The following is a 15,790-nucleotide window of genomic DNA, read 5'->3' as shown; positions in this document are numbered from 1 at the left end:
ATGCTGAAAGCATTTCAGGACCAGCCTGAGCTGGCCCTGGACGGTGTGGCCAGAAAACTCAGCACCATGATAGGCAGCCGCCAAATTGATCCCCAACGGGCCGGCGCGGTGGCCTATCAGCTGTTGGACACCTTGTACGCCAATTACCTGTGCGGCGCCCAGACGCCGGACCCGGAGCGATCCATGGCGGTGCTGCTGATGGCCTGCCTCCTAGGGGACGACGTGGTGTTCAACCGGCAGTGCGGGCCGGTCGTGTCCGAGTGGCTGGACCGCAAGCGGCAGCCTTCCGGCCTGCTCATGGTGCGGCTCTTTCATAACTCCGGGATCTATCACATTGAGGACGCCCAGATCAACACCAAACTGCTGCCGGATATTGTGTGCGATGGGAAACGGTACAACTATCAGAGCGGGCCCGGCTCCCCACTGCGGCAGATCATCACGGAGCAGCGATTCCGCTGGATCCTGCTCAGCGGCCAGTCCGGCGATGAGGGCGACAGCACAATGTCCGGCGCCGGAAAGACCACCTCGCTGCGGTTTCTAGCACTGGAAGAGCAGGGGAAAAACGCCCTGTGGCTTCCTCTGGCGGAGATCTATGACCACCACAATCTCTCCGATGCCCACCTTCTGAGCCGCCACATCAGCGCGACATTCCACATGGATCTGAGCGACCTTCCGGACTCCACCTTTTTCCTTCTGGACGGCCTGGACGAGTTGATCGACCGCGCACAGCTGGAACAGCTGTCCAGCGATCTGTACATGCTTCAGCACTCCGGGCGGTTCGGCCTGATCGTAAGCAGCAAATTCCCATGGGATCAGATGCCGCAGATCGATATCTTTTACCAGTGGAGCAATGTCTGGGGGCAGTTCCACCCCTGCTTCATTCAAAATCTGTCCCGAGGACAGATTCGGGCAGCGCTACCCAATGATATGGAAGATGAGCAGCTTGCCCAGCTCAATACACCGTTTCTGCTCGCCCTCCACCTGCAGGCGGCCAGCCTGCCGGACGATCCGTGGACGCAAAAACTGATCGAGCGATGGAATGCCGAAGAGCTGTTTCAAAACACTGCCCCTACGGAAGAACTCATTTTTTACCGCTCTCTCATCATTCAGATCATTCGCTGGTATGAATCCGCCCAGGGACAGATGATCCGCTGGGAGATGGACGCGTTTTTTCTCTTTCACACCATCCCTGCCATCGCCTGTCAGATGTGCCGCAGCGAGGGGAACGACCCCGAGTTTGACCCCGTATCCGCCATCGCGGTGGACCGGGATTTCCTCGCCCGAATCGTCGACGACACCTGGCACACCGTCCACCCCTGGCTGCACTGCTTCCCCGGCTACTCCACCCCCGGCCTGCACTATGAGAAGCTCCTGCAGGGGATCGATTTTGACAAATTCTGTTCTGGTGCGGTGACCTCTCTGTTTCACGGGGAGTGGAACGGCCGCGACCAGCTTACCGACCCCAAATTTACCAACCACAGTCTGCGGGATAACCTGGCCCTGCTGCACCTTGCGAACATATTTCTGCTGGCCCAGGCCGGGGCGCTGGGAGAAGACCCCCAGGTCATCGAGGCCTATGGTTACACCGTGGAGCTGTTCCCCGCCAAGCAGCTGCAAAAGGCGGCGGCCTACTATGAACTGATGACGAAAAAAAGTATGTCATCGACCCTGCGGCTGGGGCCGGATGAAGCGGTCCAAAGTCCGGTATCCCGCTTTTTGGCCGGCCACATCGGCGCCACCATGTGCGAGCACATTCCGGTGTTCCGCCAGAATCACAAGATCTCCTCCGCTCCCTGGTATCAGTACATGTTTTCCGCGTTCCAACAGCTGGAAGACAGCGGTAACCGTGAGGTCCGGCGGCTGGTGGAACACCGGTTTGGCCTGGCCTATATCTACGGCCAGACCATCTGCGCCAGAAACTACCGCAGTCAGGGCCAGTACGACCAGGCGAACCTGTGTGCGGAGCACATCATCACATTCCAGAACGGACACCCGAATCTCATCAATTCCGATGGGTACCACGTCAAGGCGCTGGTGCTGTTCGAACAGATACAGCGGCTCTTGAACGGCAAGCCCTGTGGGGAGCTCCAGACAATTCACACGTCTGAAGTGGATGCCGCGGACCGGCTGACCCAGGAACTGGCTGCCCTGTCCGCTGATTCCCATGCCCGTCAGGAGATCCTTCCCCCGCTCTCCCAGGCCCAGACTCGTCTGGTCCCGGTGTTTGCCATGCTGCTGGACCGCGCTAAACGCAAACGGGATGCCTATGCCCAGCGGAAGTTTTTCTGTGATCCCACCCTGGAGTTTCTGTGCCATGCGTCCTATGTGGCAAAGTACAACTGCATCCTGGCCGCCCTCTCCCCGGGGCACTCCGGTGCGGCCTATAATCTGCTGGGGAGCCTGATGGCCAATGACAGCGAGTGCCTGGAAAACAATCCCCGCCTGCCGTTCTTTGCCCGCAGACCCAAACTCCACCTCGACATTCCGGGCCTAGCCTACGATGCCAGGCCCTTGTCAGCCTTCCAGATCTACCGGCTGGTCTACAACATCCGCAGAGGGCCGCAGCCATACTCTGCCCGGAGGTTGTGCGAGTTCCTGCTTCGAAGGCAGGTGCGGCTGGACGAAAATGGACAGCCCCGCACCGCCTTGGGAAACGGGCCATTCACCCAGCTGGAATTTTCTTTTCTGGAACAGGCCACAGCACGGGCGCTGATGAACAGACAGAGCGGCGAGACCTATTGGCGCGCACGGTATCTGCATGAGCTAGCCTTACAGGCCGCCGGCACAGCGCAGTTCCAGCAGAAGCTGGACCGGGCCCAGGCCGCCCTGAAAACGGCATGGGAAAAGACATCTTGTACAAAGAAAAGTCACGACCTCCTCAACTCCAGATTTTCCGAGGTAGACTTTCTCTCTGTCCTGGTGATGATCGAAGACCTCCTGATGGACCGCAACAGGGGCAAAGAGGAGCGCAGGATCCTGTATACCCGCCTGTTCCAGTATCTGCACAGCTACTGGACGAATGCCCGGACCAAACCAATCTTCACCACAGGCTCCGCCACCCAGTTCAGCGACATCCAGGACTGCCTGTCCCGCATAGACCGGCTCAAGCAGGGTGACGATTGGTTCACCCTCCAGGATCTCAAGGCGCAATACCCATTTGCATAAAAATTTTTCCAGGAGGCCCGTGGCCCCCGCCCTGCGAAAAAGTTTGCCGAAATCTGCCATGTGGCAGATTTCGGCAATTTTTTTGCCATTTAGACCGCTTTCCCAAAGTATCCCAAGATTGTCCCAAAATTCTCCCAAATAAACCTCTTTTCTCTAAATGACCTTTCATATAGACTGACCTCAACATAGAGCGACAGCCACCTGCAGGCGTTTCCGGTGCCGCTCTATTCAAATCATCATACTGCAGCAGGCCTCCGGAAGGAATGGTGCAGCCCAAACGGATCAGCTCCCGTGGGCGTACCTTCCTGGCCGGCCTGGCATACTGCGCCCGAAGGAAAGCCTCCGTTTGTGACGAAACGGAGGCTTTCGCATGGGAAGCAATGCGGTGACAAGGTGCCGCGGCCCTCCAACTTCTGAGATTTTGACTTTTCAAAATTTTAGAAGAAACGGAGGACTGCCTCATGGCAGAAGAAAAGAAATATTACCTTAGAGTACAAGGCTGCCTTGTAGAGGTCACAAAGGATGTTTATCGCGCTTATTACTGTATGGAACGACACACCCGCACACTGGATGAGAAGGACATCCGCAATGGCAAGGTTTCATACAGCGATCTGGATACGAAAGAAACCCTTGGCGAAGAAATGGTTCCTGATCTTGCCGCTGAAAGTGTGGAGGACAGGGCAGTTAAAAATGTCCTGTTACAGAAACTGCGCCTGTGTCTGACAATGCTTCCGCTGGAGGAGCAGAAACTGATCTATGCCCTATATTATGAGGAGCTTACAGAGCGTGAATATGCTCAACAAATCAAGCTTTCACAGAGAGCGGTGAACAAGCGCCGGCATAAGATTTTGAAAAAGCTTCGAGCAATGTTAAAAATAAAAGAATGAATATCTGGTTCTCAACCCCCTCACGAACTCGGCTTAGTAGTGAGGGGGTTGAACTATTGTTCCCTCGGGCTCCTTGAAAATCGAATATCCAATCATCTGAATACCTTCCTGACAGGGCTCTTCGAAAAAGGGCAAGCGACACTGGAGGATGCGTCAAGACCACCTGTAGATGAACAGCAGCAGGTTGCAAACGAAATAACCGACACGATTTTAGCACGGTTTTGCCAACCAAGCTGACCACATCTATCAATGACGGCTAAATAAGGTGCAAAGCGGCTCCATCCGTCCACAAAACAGCCGATGGCAAGCTGTATCGCAATGACTCTGTCAGGGACAATGATACTTCCGCCCAGTCCTAGCCCCTGGTGAAACGGGGATCACGCAAGGAGGGCGGCCGACAAAGATCTTGCCGGGGGTGAGATTCCCATGACGCGGTGGAGCCAGCCGCGGTTCAGAACGATTGCCCTACAGAGCCGGTGCCGATGGCAAGGGCTTTTGCGCTTGGGGAAGTAGTGTCGAATACGAGCGCAGAAAGAGACAATACAAATGTAAAGTCTTAATTTCAGAAGCCATGGGGACCGCCCAAAGGAATGCGTGAAGGAATACTCGTGCGGCCAATGTAGGCGGCCCCTATGTTTGTGATATTAAGCTGTGATTTGAAGGAGGTATGTCCCATGAGAACATACCCGAGGCCTCGGAAGAGCCTTTGAATGTCATGCGCTTACAAATAGATCAAACAACAAAGTGGTGGAAGATGGATGATCTTCCGCCGCTTTTTGTGTTTACACTAGAGAGGAGAACTTGTTATGGAGCAAAAATTCGCTTGTCCGCTTTATCGGACAAAAACAACAGAACATGAGGCTCAAGCAGAGATGGAATGCCAGAGAAACGCTTGCCTGCAGTAAGCCCAGGAACAGGGCTGGGTCCCGATCAGAGAGTTCTGGGGTTCAGAGAAGACGGCCTCCCAATGAAAGAGAATCCGCTTCTGGAATTGCGCGCTGGGGCAGAAAAAACTCGGTTCCATATTCCCCTGGCCTCTGAATATGACCGCATTGGGCGTATCCCTGTGGAATGCAGTACAACGCGGCCTTTTTTGAGCGTGAGGTGCGGACAGTAACGGGTGGATATGAGGGGAAATTTGGCCGACTGGAATCTGCGGCAGCAAAGAGATAAACTCCGTGACACGCTTATGTTTCGGAGTATGGATTTATAGACATAAGAATGAGGTGATAGTAGTTGGAGAGCACACAGAGAGAGGTAGTCAGTGTTCTGTTGGATCATGTTCTTTCCCTCGGCCTTATATCACAATTCACCTATTCTAAGGCGGAGAATTTGGTACATTCTGTGATGGATTTTCCAGAGCTATTCCGCTATCCTGTGTGCTTGACAGAGGAGGGATGTCAGCATGAATGTACTCAAGATCCGCAATGAGATGCGCAGCGGAAAAAGTATCTTTGATCTGCCTCTGCGAGTAACCTTTTACGCCAGAGTGTCCACAGACAAAGACGAGCAGTTGAACAGCCTGGAAAACCAAGTGCAGAACTATACAGAACTGATCCAATCCCAGCCGAACTGGACCTATATTCCGGGCTATATTGACGAGGGCATCAGCGGAACAAGCACTAGAAAGCGGGATAGTTTCCTTCGGATGATCTCCGACGCCAAGGCAGGGCGGTTCGACTTCATCATTACAAAGGGAATATCCCGCTTTTCCTGTTCCACCCTGGACAGCATCCAGTATAAACATGGTCAATCCCCGCCGTCCAAAACGGCTACCAAACATTTTTAGGAAAGGGTGATATATTTGCAAATTGCAGAGATTTTGTTGCGGGTAGACGAGAATGGTGAATTGAAGATTCCTACAGATTTGCTTCAGAAGATAGGCCTTTCCCCCGGCGACCCGGCATATCTTGTGTACCTGGCTGGAAGTGGAGGGCAAGAACTCCGTCAGGAATTCTGGCTCTCGCCAAGTTCGCTGGAGCAACCTGGGTTGGAGGAATCGAAAATCATGCTTCCCACTTCCCTTCTGGAGCAGGCGAATCTTTCCCCCGGACAGGATATCCAGATCCTCTGTCTTGACGGGGGCATCGCGCTCTGCGGAGAATCCTCCCTCGATAAGAATGAGCTGAGATATCTCCTGGAACAGCTCCAGACAGCCTCTGAGTTGGCCAGTGCTCTGCCCAACGAGGCCGGGCCATTGATTCAACAGCTTGACCAATTCATTCAGAAAGGAGTCCGTGACGATGAAACAGCAGAATAGCCCTCTCAAACAGAATGCGACAGAAATGATCGTTCATGGAATAGTCGTCCGGCTCATCTTTTCAGAGCAGAAAAACACGGCTGTGCCCAAGCGGGTGGGAGAGATCCTAAAATCCTCCTATCTCGAAAAGACGGCCGGTTGAGGAGGATATCCATGAGCAAGAGAGTTTACTGTCTCTACCGTGTTTCAACGAAGGGACAGGTGGAGAAAGATGATATTCCCATGCAGAGACAGCGATGTCATGAATTTGCCGCTGAAAAAGGCTGGAATATCGTTCGAGAATATTCTGAAAAAGGTGTGTCCGGCTTCAAGGTTTCCGCAAAAGACAGGGATGCGATACAAGAAATCCAGCGAGACGCCGCCCAGGGCAAATTTGATGTTCTTCTGGTCTTTATGTTTGACCGGCTGGGGCGTAAAGAGGATGAAACGCCCTTTGTGGTAGAGTGGTTTGTCAACAATGGGATCGAAGTGTGGAGTGCCGAGGAAGGCCAGCAACGGTTTGACAATCATGTGGACAAACTCATGAATTACATCCGTTACTGGCAGGCGTCGGGTGAAAGCCTGAAAACATCGATCCGCACCAAAACCAGACTGGGACAAATTGTACAGGAAGGCCGCTTTCGCGGCGGTACTCCCGCCTATGGATATCAACTGGTGAAGAAGGGCCGCACAGGAAAAAAGAACCGGGAATTATATGATATTGAAATCAACCCGGATGAAGCTCCCGCAGTCAAGCGGATGTTTGACTTGACCGACCGATACGGTTATGGAGGTCGGAAGATCTCCACGATTCTGAAAAATGAGGGGATCGTAAACCTGAGAACAGGAGAGCCTTTTCATTATTCCACGATCCAGCATATCCTGGCTAACATTATGAATGCAGGCATCCTGCGAAGCGGTGAAACACAATCTGAGGTGTTTCCAGAATTGCAGATCATCACACTGGAGCAGTTTCAGAGAGTTGCAAAAGCCAGGGAACAGCGATCCGTTAACTACGCCATCAAATGTGGATGGGAACCAGAAACCATAACGCTTGCGGATGGCAGCGAAGCCACAGTGGTCCGTTCTCCTGGGACCTATCCACGCAAGATCGTTGGCAAGGCCCTCCTGTCCGGAAATGTCTATTGCGGACACTGCGGTGGCCGCATTTTTGCTACTACAGCGAGAAAGAATCACCACCCCACACAAACCCCGGAACGAATCGCGGTTTATAAGTGCTATAACCGGACCCAGCATAAGGAACAGTGCGACGGGCCATCCACCTATCGTGCGGAAAAGGTGGACCGGGTCGTAGAGTCTGTCCTCCGCGGCATTTTTGAGCGGGCTACGCGCATTGATGAATCTGTATTTTTGAAAACGCAGATCCAGTCCTCCACAAAACAGTATCAGCAAAAAATTAAAGCTGCAAAAGGTGAATATGCAAAGGCGGTAAAAGAGCTTTCCAAATGGGAGGATCTGATGTTGGCGTCTATCGAAGGGACCTGTGTATTCACTCCGGAGCAGGTCAAAAAGAGGATGGATGGCATCCAGGAGACCGTGGACAAGCTCACAAGAGAGATCGAAACGCTCCAGACCGATATGGAAAATTCCAAAACGCTCTCATCTGAAATCATGACACAGCATCAGCAGCTCTTGTCGTGGGCGGAGTTGTTCGATTCAGCCAGTATCGACGAGAAGAAAGTCATCGCCTCCCAGCTCATCAAAGCGGTGACGCTGTCCCGAAATTATGGCATCCAAATTGAATTCAATATCTCGGAGGCACAGTTTTTGAACGGAATGGAGATGGGCTGATCGAGAAAACAATCGCATACAAAAAGGTTTAGAGCAACTTTTCAATAACGAAGCAAAAGCAGGCATCCAATCCAAGTTGCCGATAAGTTTTGCGGGATGCGAATCATTCGTGGAATACCACCGAGTGGTTCGCATCCCATCTGGACCGCAGATGGTTCGCATCCCATTTGAGCCGCCCTCAAGAGCCTCCGGACGGGCAATTTTGTGGGCCCGTGCCAGGTCGCACTTGGGAGAGCGTTCGGTTCGCATCCATATGGACGCACATCACGGCCTCAATTTTTGTTTCCAGTTCCTCGTCCGATTTTTCGGACTATCCCTTCAAAATTGAATATCTCAAAAATTCGTTTTTCATAACTTTTTTGATTGAAAAATGGCCGATTTGGGCGGTTAGCTCAGCTGGGAGAGCGCGGCGTTCGCATCGCCGAGGTCGAGGGTTCGATCCCCTTACCGTCCACCAAAACTGGAAATTGCCGCAGTGAAAACTGCGGCAATTTCTCGTTTGACCACAGAAATACCACAGACGGATTTCTGTTTTGACCACTTGAAGGGCACCCCCTTTTCGGAAGGAGTGCCCTTCATTGTTTACTGTCCCGCAAAATCTGAGGTAGTATTTTAATGTTTTACATTTGCAATGCTGGACTTTCCTCGCCCCTGAGTTCGACCCGAATCTCATCATAGTATCTCTGCACCGTTGTGCGGTCCATGTTCAGGTCTCTTGCGATTTTGGCTTTATTGGTCACACCGGGGTACTCCCGCAGGTAGGCGGCGATGGCTTTCTTCTTGGGGCTTACCCCGTCGGGATACTCCGTGCTGGCCCCTGAACGCAGGGCTGCGATCTCTGCTTTCATCTGAAGGATCAGTTCCGCCAGCTTTTCCTCGCACTCCGCCTCCGTGTGGCCGTAGACATTCCGGGAGTGTTTTTTCCCATCCGGCCACACCGGGGAGTATCTCCCCTCCCAGAGATGGTCGTTGAGCTGCTTGACATATCCAGTGCCCGGCCTGCGGCGGGCCGGAAGGACGGGGGTGAATGATTCCTGTGCATGGGGCTTCTCTGTCTCCTGCTCCGGCTCCGGCTGCACCTCCGCCTTTGCGATCCCCCGGTCGATGTTCGCCGCCGCCTTCTGCCGCATCTCATCGGTGACGTGGGTGTAGGTGTTCAGCGTCGTGGCCGACGACACATGGCCGATGATCGTCGAGAGCGTCTTCACATCCATCCCGTTTTCCAGGGACATGGTTGCAAAAGTATGGCGCAGATCGTGAAATCTGACTCGCTTGCACCCCGCTCGGTCCAGGATTACCTGAAGCCGCTTGCGGACATAACCCGGATCGATGGGCTGTTCCGGCTTGGTGCGGGAGGGAAACATCAGGTCAGCGAAGATGCCCCTCTTATACTCCGCCAGCACCTCCACCATGGCGGGCGGCAGGATGATGGTGCGGTTGGCCGCCTTGGTCTTGGGTTCACTGAGGACCAGCTTGCCGCCCACCGGATAGATCTGCTTGTCGATGCGGAGTTTCCCGGTGGCAAAGTCCAGATCGCTCCACCGAAGGGCCAGCAGTTCTCCCCGGCGCATCCCGGTGGTCAGCTCCAAGAGAAACAGTTCGTACATCCCCTCCGCCTTGGCTTGGATGAGGAACCGCTGGATCTCCTCCTGGGTCAGCACCTTCATTTCCTTGCCCTTCAGGGGTGGCAACTTGCACCCGATGGCTGGATTGCTGTGGATCATCCGCTCCTCCACCGCCTTGTCCAGCGCCATCTGGCACACCGCGTGACAGCTGCGCACCGAGCGGTCCGCCATCCCCTTTCCCCGCTGGTCTATATGGATTCTCCGGCCGGTCTCTTTCATGGTGCGGAAGAAGGTCTGGAGGTCCGCCTGGGTCAGCTTGTTCAGCGGGATGTCCCCCATGCCGGGGATCAGGTGGTTGTAGATCCATCCCTCGTAACTTGACTGGGTGCTTTGCCGCAGCTTCGGTTTGGAGAAGTTCTGATACCAGTAGTCTATCCAGTCCCCGAATCGCATCTCCGGCCGGACTTGGACAGGGCGGAAGTCCCCGCACTGCTCTTTCAGCTTCTCCAGCTTTTCCGCGCACTCCTTTTTGGTTTTGGCCAGCACATTTTTCGTTTTGGGGTTCCCCGCCTCGTCGTAGCCCACCACCACCCGGCCTTCCCAGCGACCGTCTTTCCGCAGACGGACGGTGCCCTCCCCCTTCTTTCTCTTGCCTGCCATGCTCTCACCTCACCATGATGTTTTCCATAAAGCTGCCCACGATTTCGCTGGCCCGCTTCTGCATATCCCCGGTCACATGGGTGTAGGTGTCCAGCGTGAAGGACGCCTGGGTGTGCCCCAGGATGCCCGAGAGGGTCTTGGCGTCCACGCCGGAGGCCAGAGCGTGGGTAGCGAAGGTATGCCTCAAGTCATGGAATCGGATGCTGGGCAGTCCAGCCTGTTTCAGCAATACCTTCATGTGGGTGTAAGCCGTATTGGGGCGAGTGGGCCGCTCCGGGCGGAGCGGGTCTGGGAAGATCCACTCCGAGTATGATCTTGTCTTGCGCTCTGCCAGCAGCTTGGCCGTGCTGGGCGGCAGGGTGATGGTCCGTTTCCCTGTGCCGGTCTTGGTCTCGCCGGTAGTCAGCCTGCCTCCCTTCTGGGCGTGGACGGATCGGCGGATGGAGAGGGTCCCGTGGGCCTCGTCGAAGTCGGACCACATGAGGCCACAGATCTCACCCCGCCGCAGGCCGGTGGTCAGTTCCGTGTAGAAGAAGTCGTGCCAGACCGTGTCCTCCCGGATCACCTCCATGAACCGCTCCAGCTGGGCGTCGTTGAGAATCTGCTTGGGGACAGTTTTCTTCTTGGGCAGGGTGACGCCTTCAGTGGGATTGCGGGCAATCAGGTTCGCTTGCACCGCCGCATCCAGAGCTTCATGCAGAACGCCGTGGATGCGGCGGATCGTAGTGCCAGCCAGTTGGTACCCGTATTGGGGGTGCTCCTCCTGACGCCCGTGCTCTTGAAGCGCCCGGTACAGCCTCCGGATGTCCTCTGTGGTGATCTTTCCCACCGCCTTGTCCCCCAGATGTGGCTTGATGTTCCGCTCAACGTATCCCCGGTATCCCTCCAAGGTGGAGGGCCGAACCGAGGGGGCGGTGTATTCCTCCAGCCAGCGATCCAGCCACTCGCCAAGGGGCATTTTGCTCTCCTCCCGCAGATCCACGTCCCGGTACTCCTCGATGTTCCGGTGGAGCTTTGCCAGCAACTCCTTCTGACTTCCGGCGGAGAGGTACCGGAAGATGGAATCGCCGTTGCTCTTGTGGCCCACTACGATCCGGCCCTCCCAGCGGCCATCCTCCCGTTTCCGCACCATACCGTCCCCAGACGGTCTGCGCTTTGCCATAGTCTATTCCTCCTTATTGGGGTCGAGCAGACTGCCGTCGTCCTCGTCCAGAGCCTCCAGGATTATGCGAACTCCCAGGCGAAACCCCAGGATGAAGTTCTCCAGGGCCATGGTGCTACCGATCTCGTTCTCTGCGTTGATGAGCCGGAGCAGCAATGTTTTTTCCTTGTCCTCCAGCAGAGCGGTGAGCTTTTCCTCGCACTCCGCCGACTGTTCCATGGCCTTTTTCAGGGCAGTCCCCGATTTGACGATCTGATCGTTGGGGGTGATGTTTCCGAAGTACAGATTTTCCAGTGTGTCACGCATGTGTGCCGCCTCCTTTATCAGCAACACACAATACCACAGAAACGGGAAATAGCCAGGGTAACGGCGAACTATTATCAAATTGTTATCATTTTTTTGGGGGGGTGTACTGCACTGAACTGCACCCACTGGGTATCAGATCCCGAGGGCTTTTTGTTGTTTACAGTGCCGTAATTTTTGAGGGAGGTCACATCCCGCCCATGACCATTCCGCCCTGGGTCTGCTCCTCATGGTCGTCCGGCTTGTGGCCCATGGCGATTTTCTTCTCCTGGATTTTTCTTCGGAGTTTGCGGTCAACGTGTAGGCCGGCGCTGGAGTGGGGCAGAGCGTGGTTCTCAAAGATCCGGCTCATATGGTAGAGCAGGCGGGTGGCCGCCAGCATGACGGAGGGTGGACGGAGGCTGTCCTGGTGCTCCAGAAAGAACTGCGCGTACTGGTTTCCCTGGGCAGCGGAGCGGCTGAACCACGCCATTGCTTGGGCTTGATCTTGGGCTACTCCCTGCCCGGTCAGGTACAGCTTGCCCAGCATGTATTGGGCGTACTGGTTGCCCGCCTCCGCCGACTGGGTGAACCAATCCGCTGCTCTTGTGGCGTCCTTGTTGACGGCGTTCCCCTCCAGATACTCTTTGCCCAGACGGTATGCGGCGAAATGGCTTCCGTTTTCCGCCGCCTGTTTCAACCAGCGGATGCCCTCGTCCGGATCCCGCACCTCCAAATCGCCGGAGAGGAGCAGCTTGCCAAGAGCGTACTGTGCTTCCGTCAAACCCTGTATTGCCGCCTGGGTGAACCAGTGCTTTGCCTTTTGACTGTCCGGGATCAGCAGAGGACCGTCCCGATAGAGCTGACCCATCAAGTACTGGGCATGGGCGTCGCCTCGCCCTGCCAGCCGTTTCAACTCTTCCGCCGCCCCGTTCCGGTCCTCCAGCGAAAGTGTCTCGGCCCGGATGATCTGCCGCAGTTCCCAGCAATCATAAGACTCGCCCCGCACCTGCTCCGCCTCGTCGTGGCCAGCCAGGTTCGCATCCTCGAAAGTGATCTCCCCCAGACGGACGCGCTCCGCCTCTTGGATGACAGCGTTCTTGATCTGCCGGAACTCCTTCTCCTGGGACAGCTTTTTCTTCTCTCTGGGCTTGTCATGATAGTAGCTGTCCACCTCATTTTGGAGGATGCACCATTGCTCGTAGCACTCACGGACCACTGGCAGCTCCTCCAGCCGGTCCACCACTTCGTCCACAGTTTTCTTGACAGACTTGGGCAGATAGCCGTAGGACTTCTTGCCCTTGACCGTCTCCAGCTGCGTGGCCAGCTGTTCCATCTTCTGCCCGATCTCAGGAGCCGAGCAGATGCTCTGCGCTATCTCACGGGTCAGACGTCGAATGGCCCTGCGAGCCTCCCGCACCAACTCATCCCGCGACTGGGATTTTTGCTCATAAGTGTGCAGCATCTCCAGCTTGAATATTTGATTCATCAGCTTTGACTTGATCTGCCGGATTCCTTCTTTTGTGAGATAGGCTTCTTCCGGAACCGTTGACCATGCCATCATGTGAACGTGGGGATGGTCCCCCTCGTCGTGGTAGGCGGCATACCAGCGGAAGTGATTCGGCGGGATGTTCATGGCGGCGGCGATGTCATTGCGGTTTGCCCGGAGCAAATTTTGCCACGCCTTGGCATTGTCGTAGCCAAGACGGGCGGCGTCCTCTCGCTTTAGGGAGAGGATATGGGTCCACACATTGCCGGTGTACTGATCCAACTCCCGCATTGCTTTTTCTAAATCCACGCCGTCCTCATCCCCAAAGAGGCCGTGGTCACCCAACCGCTTTGCCCTGGGACGGGTGGCAATGTACTTCATGTAGCCGTCTGACTGCTGCACCGCCGGCCAGTTTTCCTCCAGCGCCCTGGTGATAAATGCAGAGGCGTTTGCTTTGGTAGGCTTGGCTTCGTAGTCAGAATACTCGTCAAGTCCTTTGGCCGCTGGGAAATCTTTCGTCAGTTTTCTGACCAGCTGCTCCTGCTTTCTGGTGGGCGGGCGGTCATCTGGAAGTAGTTCCACCCGTTCTCTGGTCCCGATGTACCGCAGGTAGCCGCTGACAGAATGGTTCCCATCGCACTTGAGATAAGGACTTTTCAGGATCAATCTTGCCACTCATCTCTCTCCTCCCAGGTTCCCCGCACCCGCTGCTCCAGCGAGATGCGGCCGTTGGTTTTCTTCACATTTTGTACGCTCTCAGCTCGCCGCCGGCGGAGATCTTCGTCGCTGAATTGGTACGCATCGGCGAGGATGCCGGCCACCATGTCCTGCTCCACCGCCTGCCGGAAGGCGATGGAGGACAGCCGATCCTCCAGCTGTCCCAACCGCCCATCCAGATAGGATTTGATGGAGGTGGGGAGAAATAGACCGGCGTCGTTGGCGCTGAGGTAGTCCAGGTAGAAGTCCACCGCCCGCTCGATGAAGGCGGTCATGCTCCGGCTCCCATCCTCCTGATACCGGCGCTCCAAGATCGCCTTTTTCTCCGGCGTCAGGTAAAAAGGGAATTTCTCTTTTTCGCTCATAAATGGCTCCTTCCTGGGGTGTGACCCCTGGTTTTTTGTTGTGGCAGTAGGTGTTTGGGGATCGTGACCGCAAACGTGAGCCCCGCCGTCTGTTTTTGACCCCACTTTTGATGCACTGCAAACCCCCGCAACTGCCCGCACTGCGGGCAGTTGTGACCGGCCGGAAGCGCCAACGGCGACCCCGGCCTTTATCCTGCTTTTCTTTTCGTCCTCCGCAAAGAGCCCAGGAGGGGGAAAGCTCTCTCTCCAAAGAGCGGGAACAGCGGCCCAAATCCGGCCCCTATCCGATGGGAGGGGCAGGGACTCTGCCCTCCCGCAATCGGGCCACACAGCGGCCCACTGGCGGTCACGCGGGGCTTTCTTGCTCCCGCAGGAGGTTGGCCACACGCTGGCGCTCCGTGGCCAACTCCAATTCCTCCAGCTGGCGGGCGTAATACTGGTCGATCACCTCCTGGATCGGCCGGAGGGTAAACAGCAGATTCCCGTTGCGCCGACCGCTGCGTTTGGTGATCACCTCGGTGGGCTCGGTTGTGATGAGATTCCTCTCCTCCAACTGTCGGATGTACTTGCGCACGGTATTCTCGCTCATGCCTACCGCCTCACCGATAGTTTTGATGCTGGGCCAGCACTGGTGGGTCCTGTGGTTTTCACATCGCCGCAGGAAACTGTACACTGACAGTTCGCCAGCATTCAGTCCGAGTTGGAAGATCTCATTAGGCAGAGAGAAAAAATTCCCGCGTCCACTGTACTTGCTGTACCTCATGCGCCACCTCCTGTGTGCTCGTTCATCCATTGGATGAACTGCTCCTTGGGTACCACCATCCGATTGCCGACACGCAGCACCGGGAAGCCCGGCTCGTGCATCAGTTCATATCCACTGGACGGTGACACGCCAAGTACCTTTGCCACCGTTTCCGCATTGAGAAACAGCGGCAGGTCATCGTAGGACTTGTATTCGGATTTTTTCAATCAGCATCCTCCTTTGAAATATCACGGACATCATCCGGGTGGACCAGCTGCAGGAACTCCTCCACGGAGTTGACCGCCTCGGCCTCCTTCAGCTGTTGGTAGCGGATTAGATCGCAGAGTGTACGGAGATTGACCTCCGCACACTCCAGCAGCTTGTCCATGGCCACGATCTGCTGTGCTGTGCTGAGCTCCGTGGGCTTGTCAGGATCTTGCAGATAGGTCCGCACCTCATCCGCTTCCGGCATCTCTTCCCCCAGGACTGCCTGCATCTCCTGAAGGACGTAGTCCATAGTTTCATTTTCAGCGTTGGCAGTCAGTGCTTGCAGCAGCTGTTTTGAGCTGTTTCCAAATACATTCATGATCTTGTACTCCTCTGTAGGTTTTATTCAGGGCCGACCGGCCACGGCCAGAGCCGGGGTTTCCGAGGTCCGGAAATTTTGCCCTCTACTTATCAGGACACTCACAGGCGGTTTGTAAA

14 protein-coding genes, 1 tRNA gene and 1 pseudogene are annotated in these 15,790 nt (G+C 55.4%); 7 read left to right on the top strand and 9 right to left on the bottom strand.

The genetic code is table 11. The features are described 5' to 3' along the window. The 7 genes from B5E43_RS05270 (at window position 1) to B5E43_RS05240 (ending at window position 8,560) form a co-directional block, all read left to right on the top strand. Window positions 1-3,165, top strand: coding sequence for a hypothetical protein (locus B5E43_RS05270; RefSeq protein WP_143382951.1), 3,165 nt, complete (start codon window positions 1-3; stop codon window positions 3,163-3,165). Window positions 3,166-3,626: 461 nt separating this feature from the next. Next, a complete protein-coding gene (locus B5E43_RS05265) occupies window positions 3,627-4,052 on the top strand; it encodes a sigma-70 family RNA polymerase sigma factor (protein ID WP_087394335.1) in 426 nt (141 codons plus the stop codon). 1,405 nt (window positions 4,053-5,457) lie between these two features. Beyond that, window positions 5,458-5,841, top strand: coding sequence for a recombinase family protein (locus B5E43_RS05255; RefSeq protein ID WP_242964719.1), 384 nt, complete (start codon window positions 5,458-5,460; stop codon window positions 5,839-5,841). Between the two features lie 6 nt (window positions 5,842-5,847). After that, a complete protein-coding gene (locus B5E43_RS05250) occupies window positions 5,848-6,312 on the top strand; it encodes a hypothetical protein (protein ID WP_143382950.1) in 465 nt (154 codons plus the stop codon). Continuing rightward, entirely contained in the window at window positions 6,296-6,454 is a 159-nt protein-coding gene (locus tag B5E43_RS15055) for a hypothetical protein (protein ID WP_158098968.1), read from the top strand. The genes B5E43_RS05250 and B5E43_RS15055 overlap by 17 nt, the downstream gene beginning before the upstream one ends. An 11-nt stretch (window positions 6,455-6,465) precedes the next feature. Next, window positions 6,466-8,103, top strand: a complete 1,638-nt coding sequence (locus tag B5E43_RS05245; protein WP_087394328.1) for a recombinase family protein — start codon at window positions 6,466-6,468, stop codon at window positions 8,101-8,103. A 381-nt stretch (window positions 8,104-8,484) separates the two neighbouring features. Next, a tRNA-Ala gene (locus tag B5E43_RS05240) sits at window positions 8,485-8,560 on the top strand. A 163-nt stretch (window positions 8,561-8,723) separates the two neighbouring features. On the opposite strand, the gene B5E43_RS05235 is transcribed toward B5E43_RS05240, so the two are convergent. The 9 genes and pseudogenes from B5E43_RS05235 to B5E43_RS05200 all read right to left on the bottom strand — a co-directional run bounded on the left by B5E43_RS05235 (window position 8,724) and on the right by B5E43_RS05200 (window position 15,671). Further along, the gene (locus tag B5E43_RS05235) at window positions 8,724-10,328 is read right to left on the bottom strand and encodes a site-specific integrase (protein WP_087394326.1); all 1,605 of its coding nucleotides are present in this window, start codon (window positions 10,326-10,328) and stop codon (window positions 8,724-8,726) included. A gap of 4 nt (window positions 10,329-10,332) precedes the next feature. Further along, window positions 10,333-11,490 (bottom strand): site-specific integrase, encoded by a 1,158-nt coding sequence (locus tag B5E43_RS05230; protein WP_087394324.1) that lies wholly within the window; start codon window positions 11,488-11,490, stop codon window positions 10,333-10,335. Between the two features lie 3 nt (window positions 11,491-11,493). After that, entirely contained in the window at window positions 11,494-11,796 is a 303-nt protein-coding gene (locus tag B5E43_RS05225; RefSeq protein WP_087394322.1) for a DUF6809 family protein, read from the bottom strand. A 184-nt stretch (window positions 11,797-11,980) separates the two neighbouring features. Next, window positions 11,981-13,936: a MobP3 family relaxase gene (gene mobP3, locus B5E43_RS05220; protein ID WP_164475076.1), complete on the bottom strand. Its 1,956-nt coding sequence runs from the start codon at window positions 13,934-13,936 to the stop codon at window positions 11,981-11,983. Then, window positions 13,924-14,343 carry a hypothetical protein gene (locus B5E43_RS05215; protein WP_087394318.1) on the bottom strand — a complete coding sequence of 140 codons (420 nt, stop codon included), beginning with the start codon at window positions 14,341-14,343 and terminating at the stop codon, window positions 13,924-13,926. The genes mobP3 and B5E43_RS05215 overlap by 13 nt, the downstream gene beginning before the upstream one ends. A 346-nt stretch (window positions 14,344-14,689) precedes the next feature. Next, entirely contained in the window at window positions 14,690-14,932 is a 243-nt protein-coding gene (locus tag B5E43_RS15460) for a hypothetical protein (RefSeq protein WP_242964726.1), read from the bottom strand. 3 nt (window positions 14,933-14,935) lie between these two features. After that, window positions 14,936-15,106: pseudogene (locus B5E43_RS15455) on the bottom strand (helix-turn-helix domain-containing protein); the annotation flags it as partial. Next, window positions 15,103-15,312: a helix-turn-helix domain-containing protein gene (locus B5E43_RS05205; protein ID WP_087394314.1), complete on the bottom strand. Its 210-nt coding sequence runs from the start codon at window positions 15,310-15,312 to the stop codon at window positions 15,103-15,105. The gene B5E43_RS05205 and the pseudogene B5E43_RS15455, both read right to left, overlap by 4 nt. Beyond that, window positions 15,309-15,671 (bottom strand): hypothetical protein, encoded by a 363-nt coding sequence (locus B5E43_RS05200; RefSeq protein WP_087394313.1) that lies wholly within the window; start codon window positions 15,669-15,671, stop codon window positions 15,309-15,311. The genes B5E43_RS05205 and B5E43_RS05200 overlap by 4 nt, the downstream gene beginning before the upstream one ends. Between the last annotated feature and the right edge of the window lie 119 nt (window positions 15,672-15,790).

Origin of the sequence: Flavonifractor sp. An100, assembly GCF_002161175.1 — a bacterium.
Taxonomy (GTDB): domain Bacteria; phylum Bacillota; class Clostridia; order Oscillospirales; family Oscillospiraceae; genus Lawsonibacter.
The sequence above is the reverse complement of the archived record's forward strand: the minus strand, read 5'-3'. Positions and strand labels throughout refer to the sequence as shown.

Excerpts from the sequence above, each read along its gene's own strand:
- B5E43_RS05245 (WP_087394328.1), top strand. The coding sequence starts at position 6,466 with ATGAGCAAGAGAGTTTACTGTCTCTACCGTGTTTCAACGAAGGGACAG.
- B5E43_RS05225 (WP_087394322.1), bottom strand. The coding sequence starts at position 11,796 with ATGCGTGACACACTGGAAAATCTGTACTTCGGAAACATCACCCCCAAC.
- B5E43_RS05255 (WP_242964719.1), top strand. The coding sequence starts at position 5,458 with ATGAATGTACTCAAGATCCGCAATGAGATGCGCAGCGGAAAAAGTATC.
- B5E43_RS05200 (WP_087394313.1), bottom strand. The coding sequence starts at position 15,671 with ATGAATGTATTTGGAAACAGCTCAAAACAGCTGCTGCAAGCACTGACT.
- B5E43_RS05265 (WP_087394335.1), top strand. The coding sequence starts at position 3,627 with ATGGCAGAAGAAAAGAAATATTACCTTAGAGTACAAGGCTGCCTTGTA.
- B5E43_RS05235 (WP_087394326.1), bottom strand. The coding sequence starts at position 10,328 with ATGGCAGGCAAGAGAAAGAAGGGGGAGGGCACCGTCCGTCTGCGGAAA.
- B5E43_RS05215 (WP_087394318.1), bottom strand. The coding sequence starts at position 14,343 with ATGAGCGAAAAAGAGAAATTCCCTTTTTACCTGACGCCGGAGAAAAAG.
- B5E43_RS15460 (WP_242964726.1), bottom strand. The coding sequence starts at position 14,932 with ATGAGCGAGAATACCGTGCGCAAGTACATCCGACAGTTGGAGGAGAGG.
- B5E43_RS05270 (WP_143382951.1), top strand. The coding sequence starts at position 1 with ATGCTGAAAGCATTTCAGGACCAGCCTGAGCTGGCCCTGGACGGTGTG.
- B5E43_RS15055 (WP_158098968.1), top strand. The coding sequence starts at position 6,296 with ATGAAACAGCAGAATAGCCCTCTCAAACAGAATGCGACAGAAATGATC.
- B5E43_RS05230 (WP_087394324.1), bottom strand. The coding sequence starts at position 11,490 with ATGGCAAAGCGCAGACCGTCTGGGGACGGTATGGTGCGGAAACGGGAG.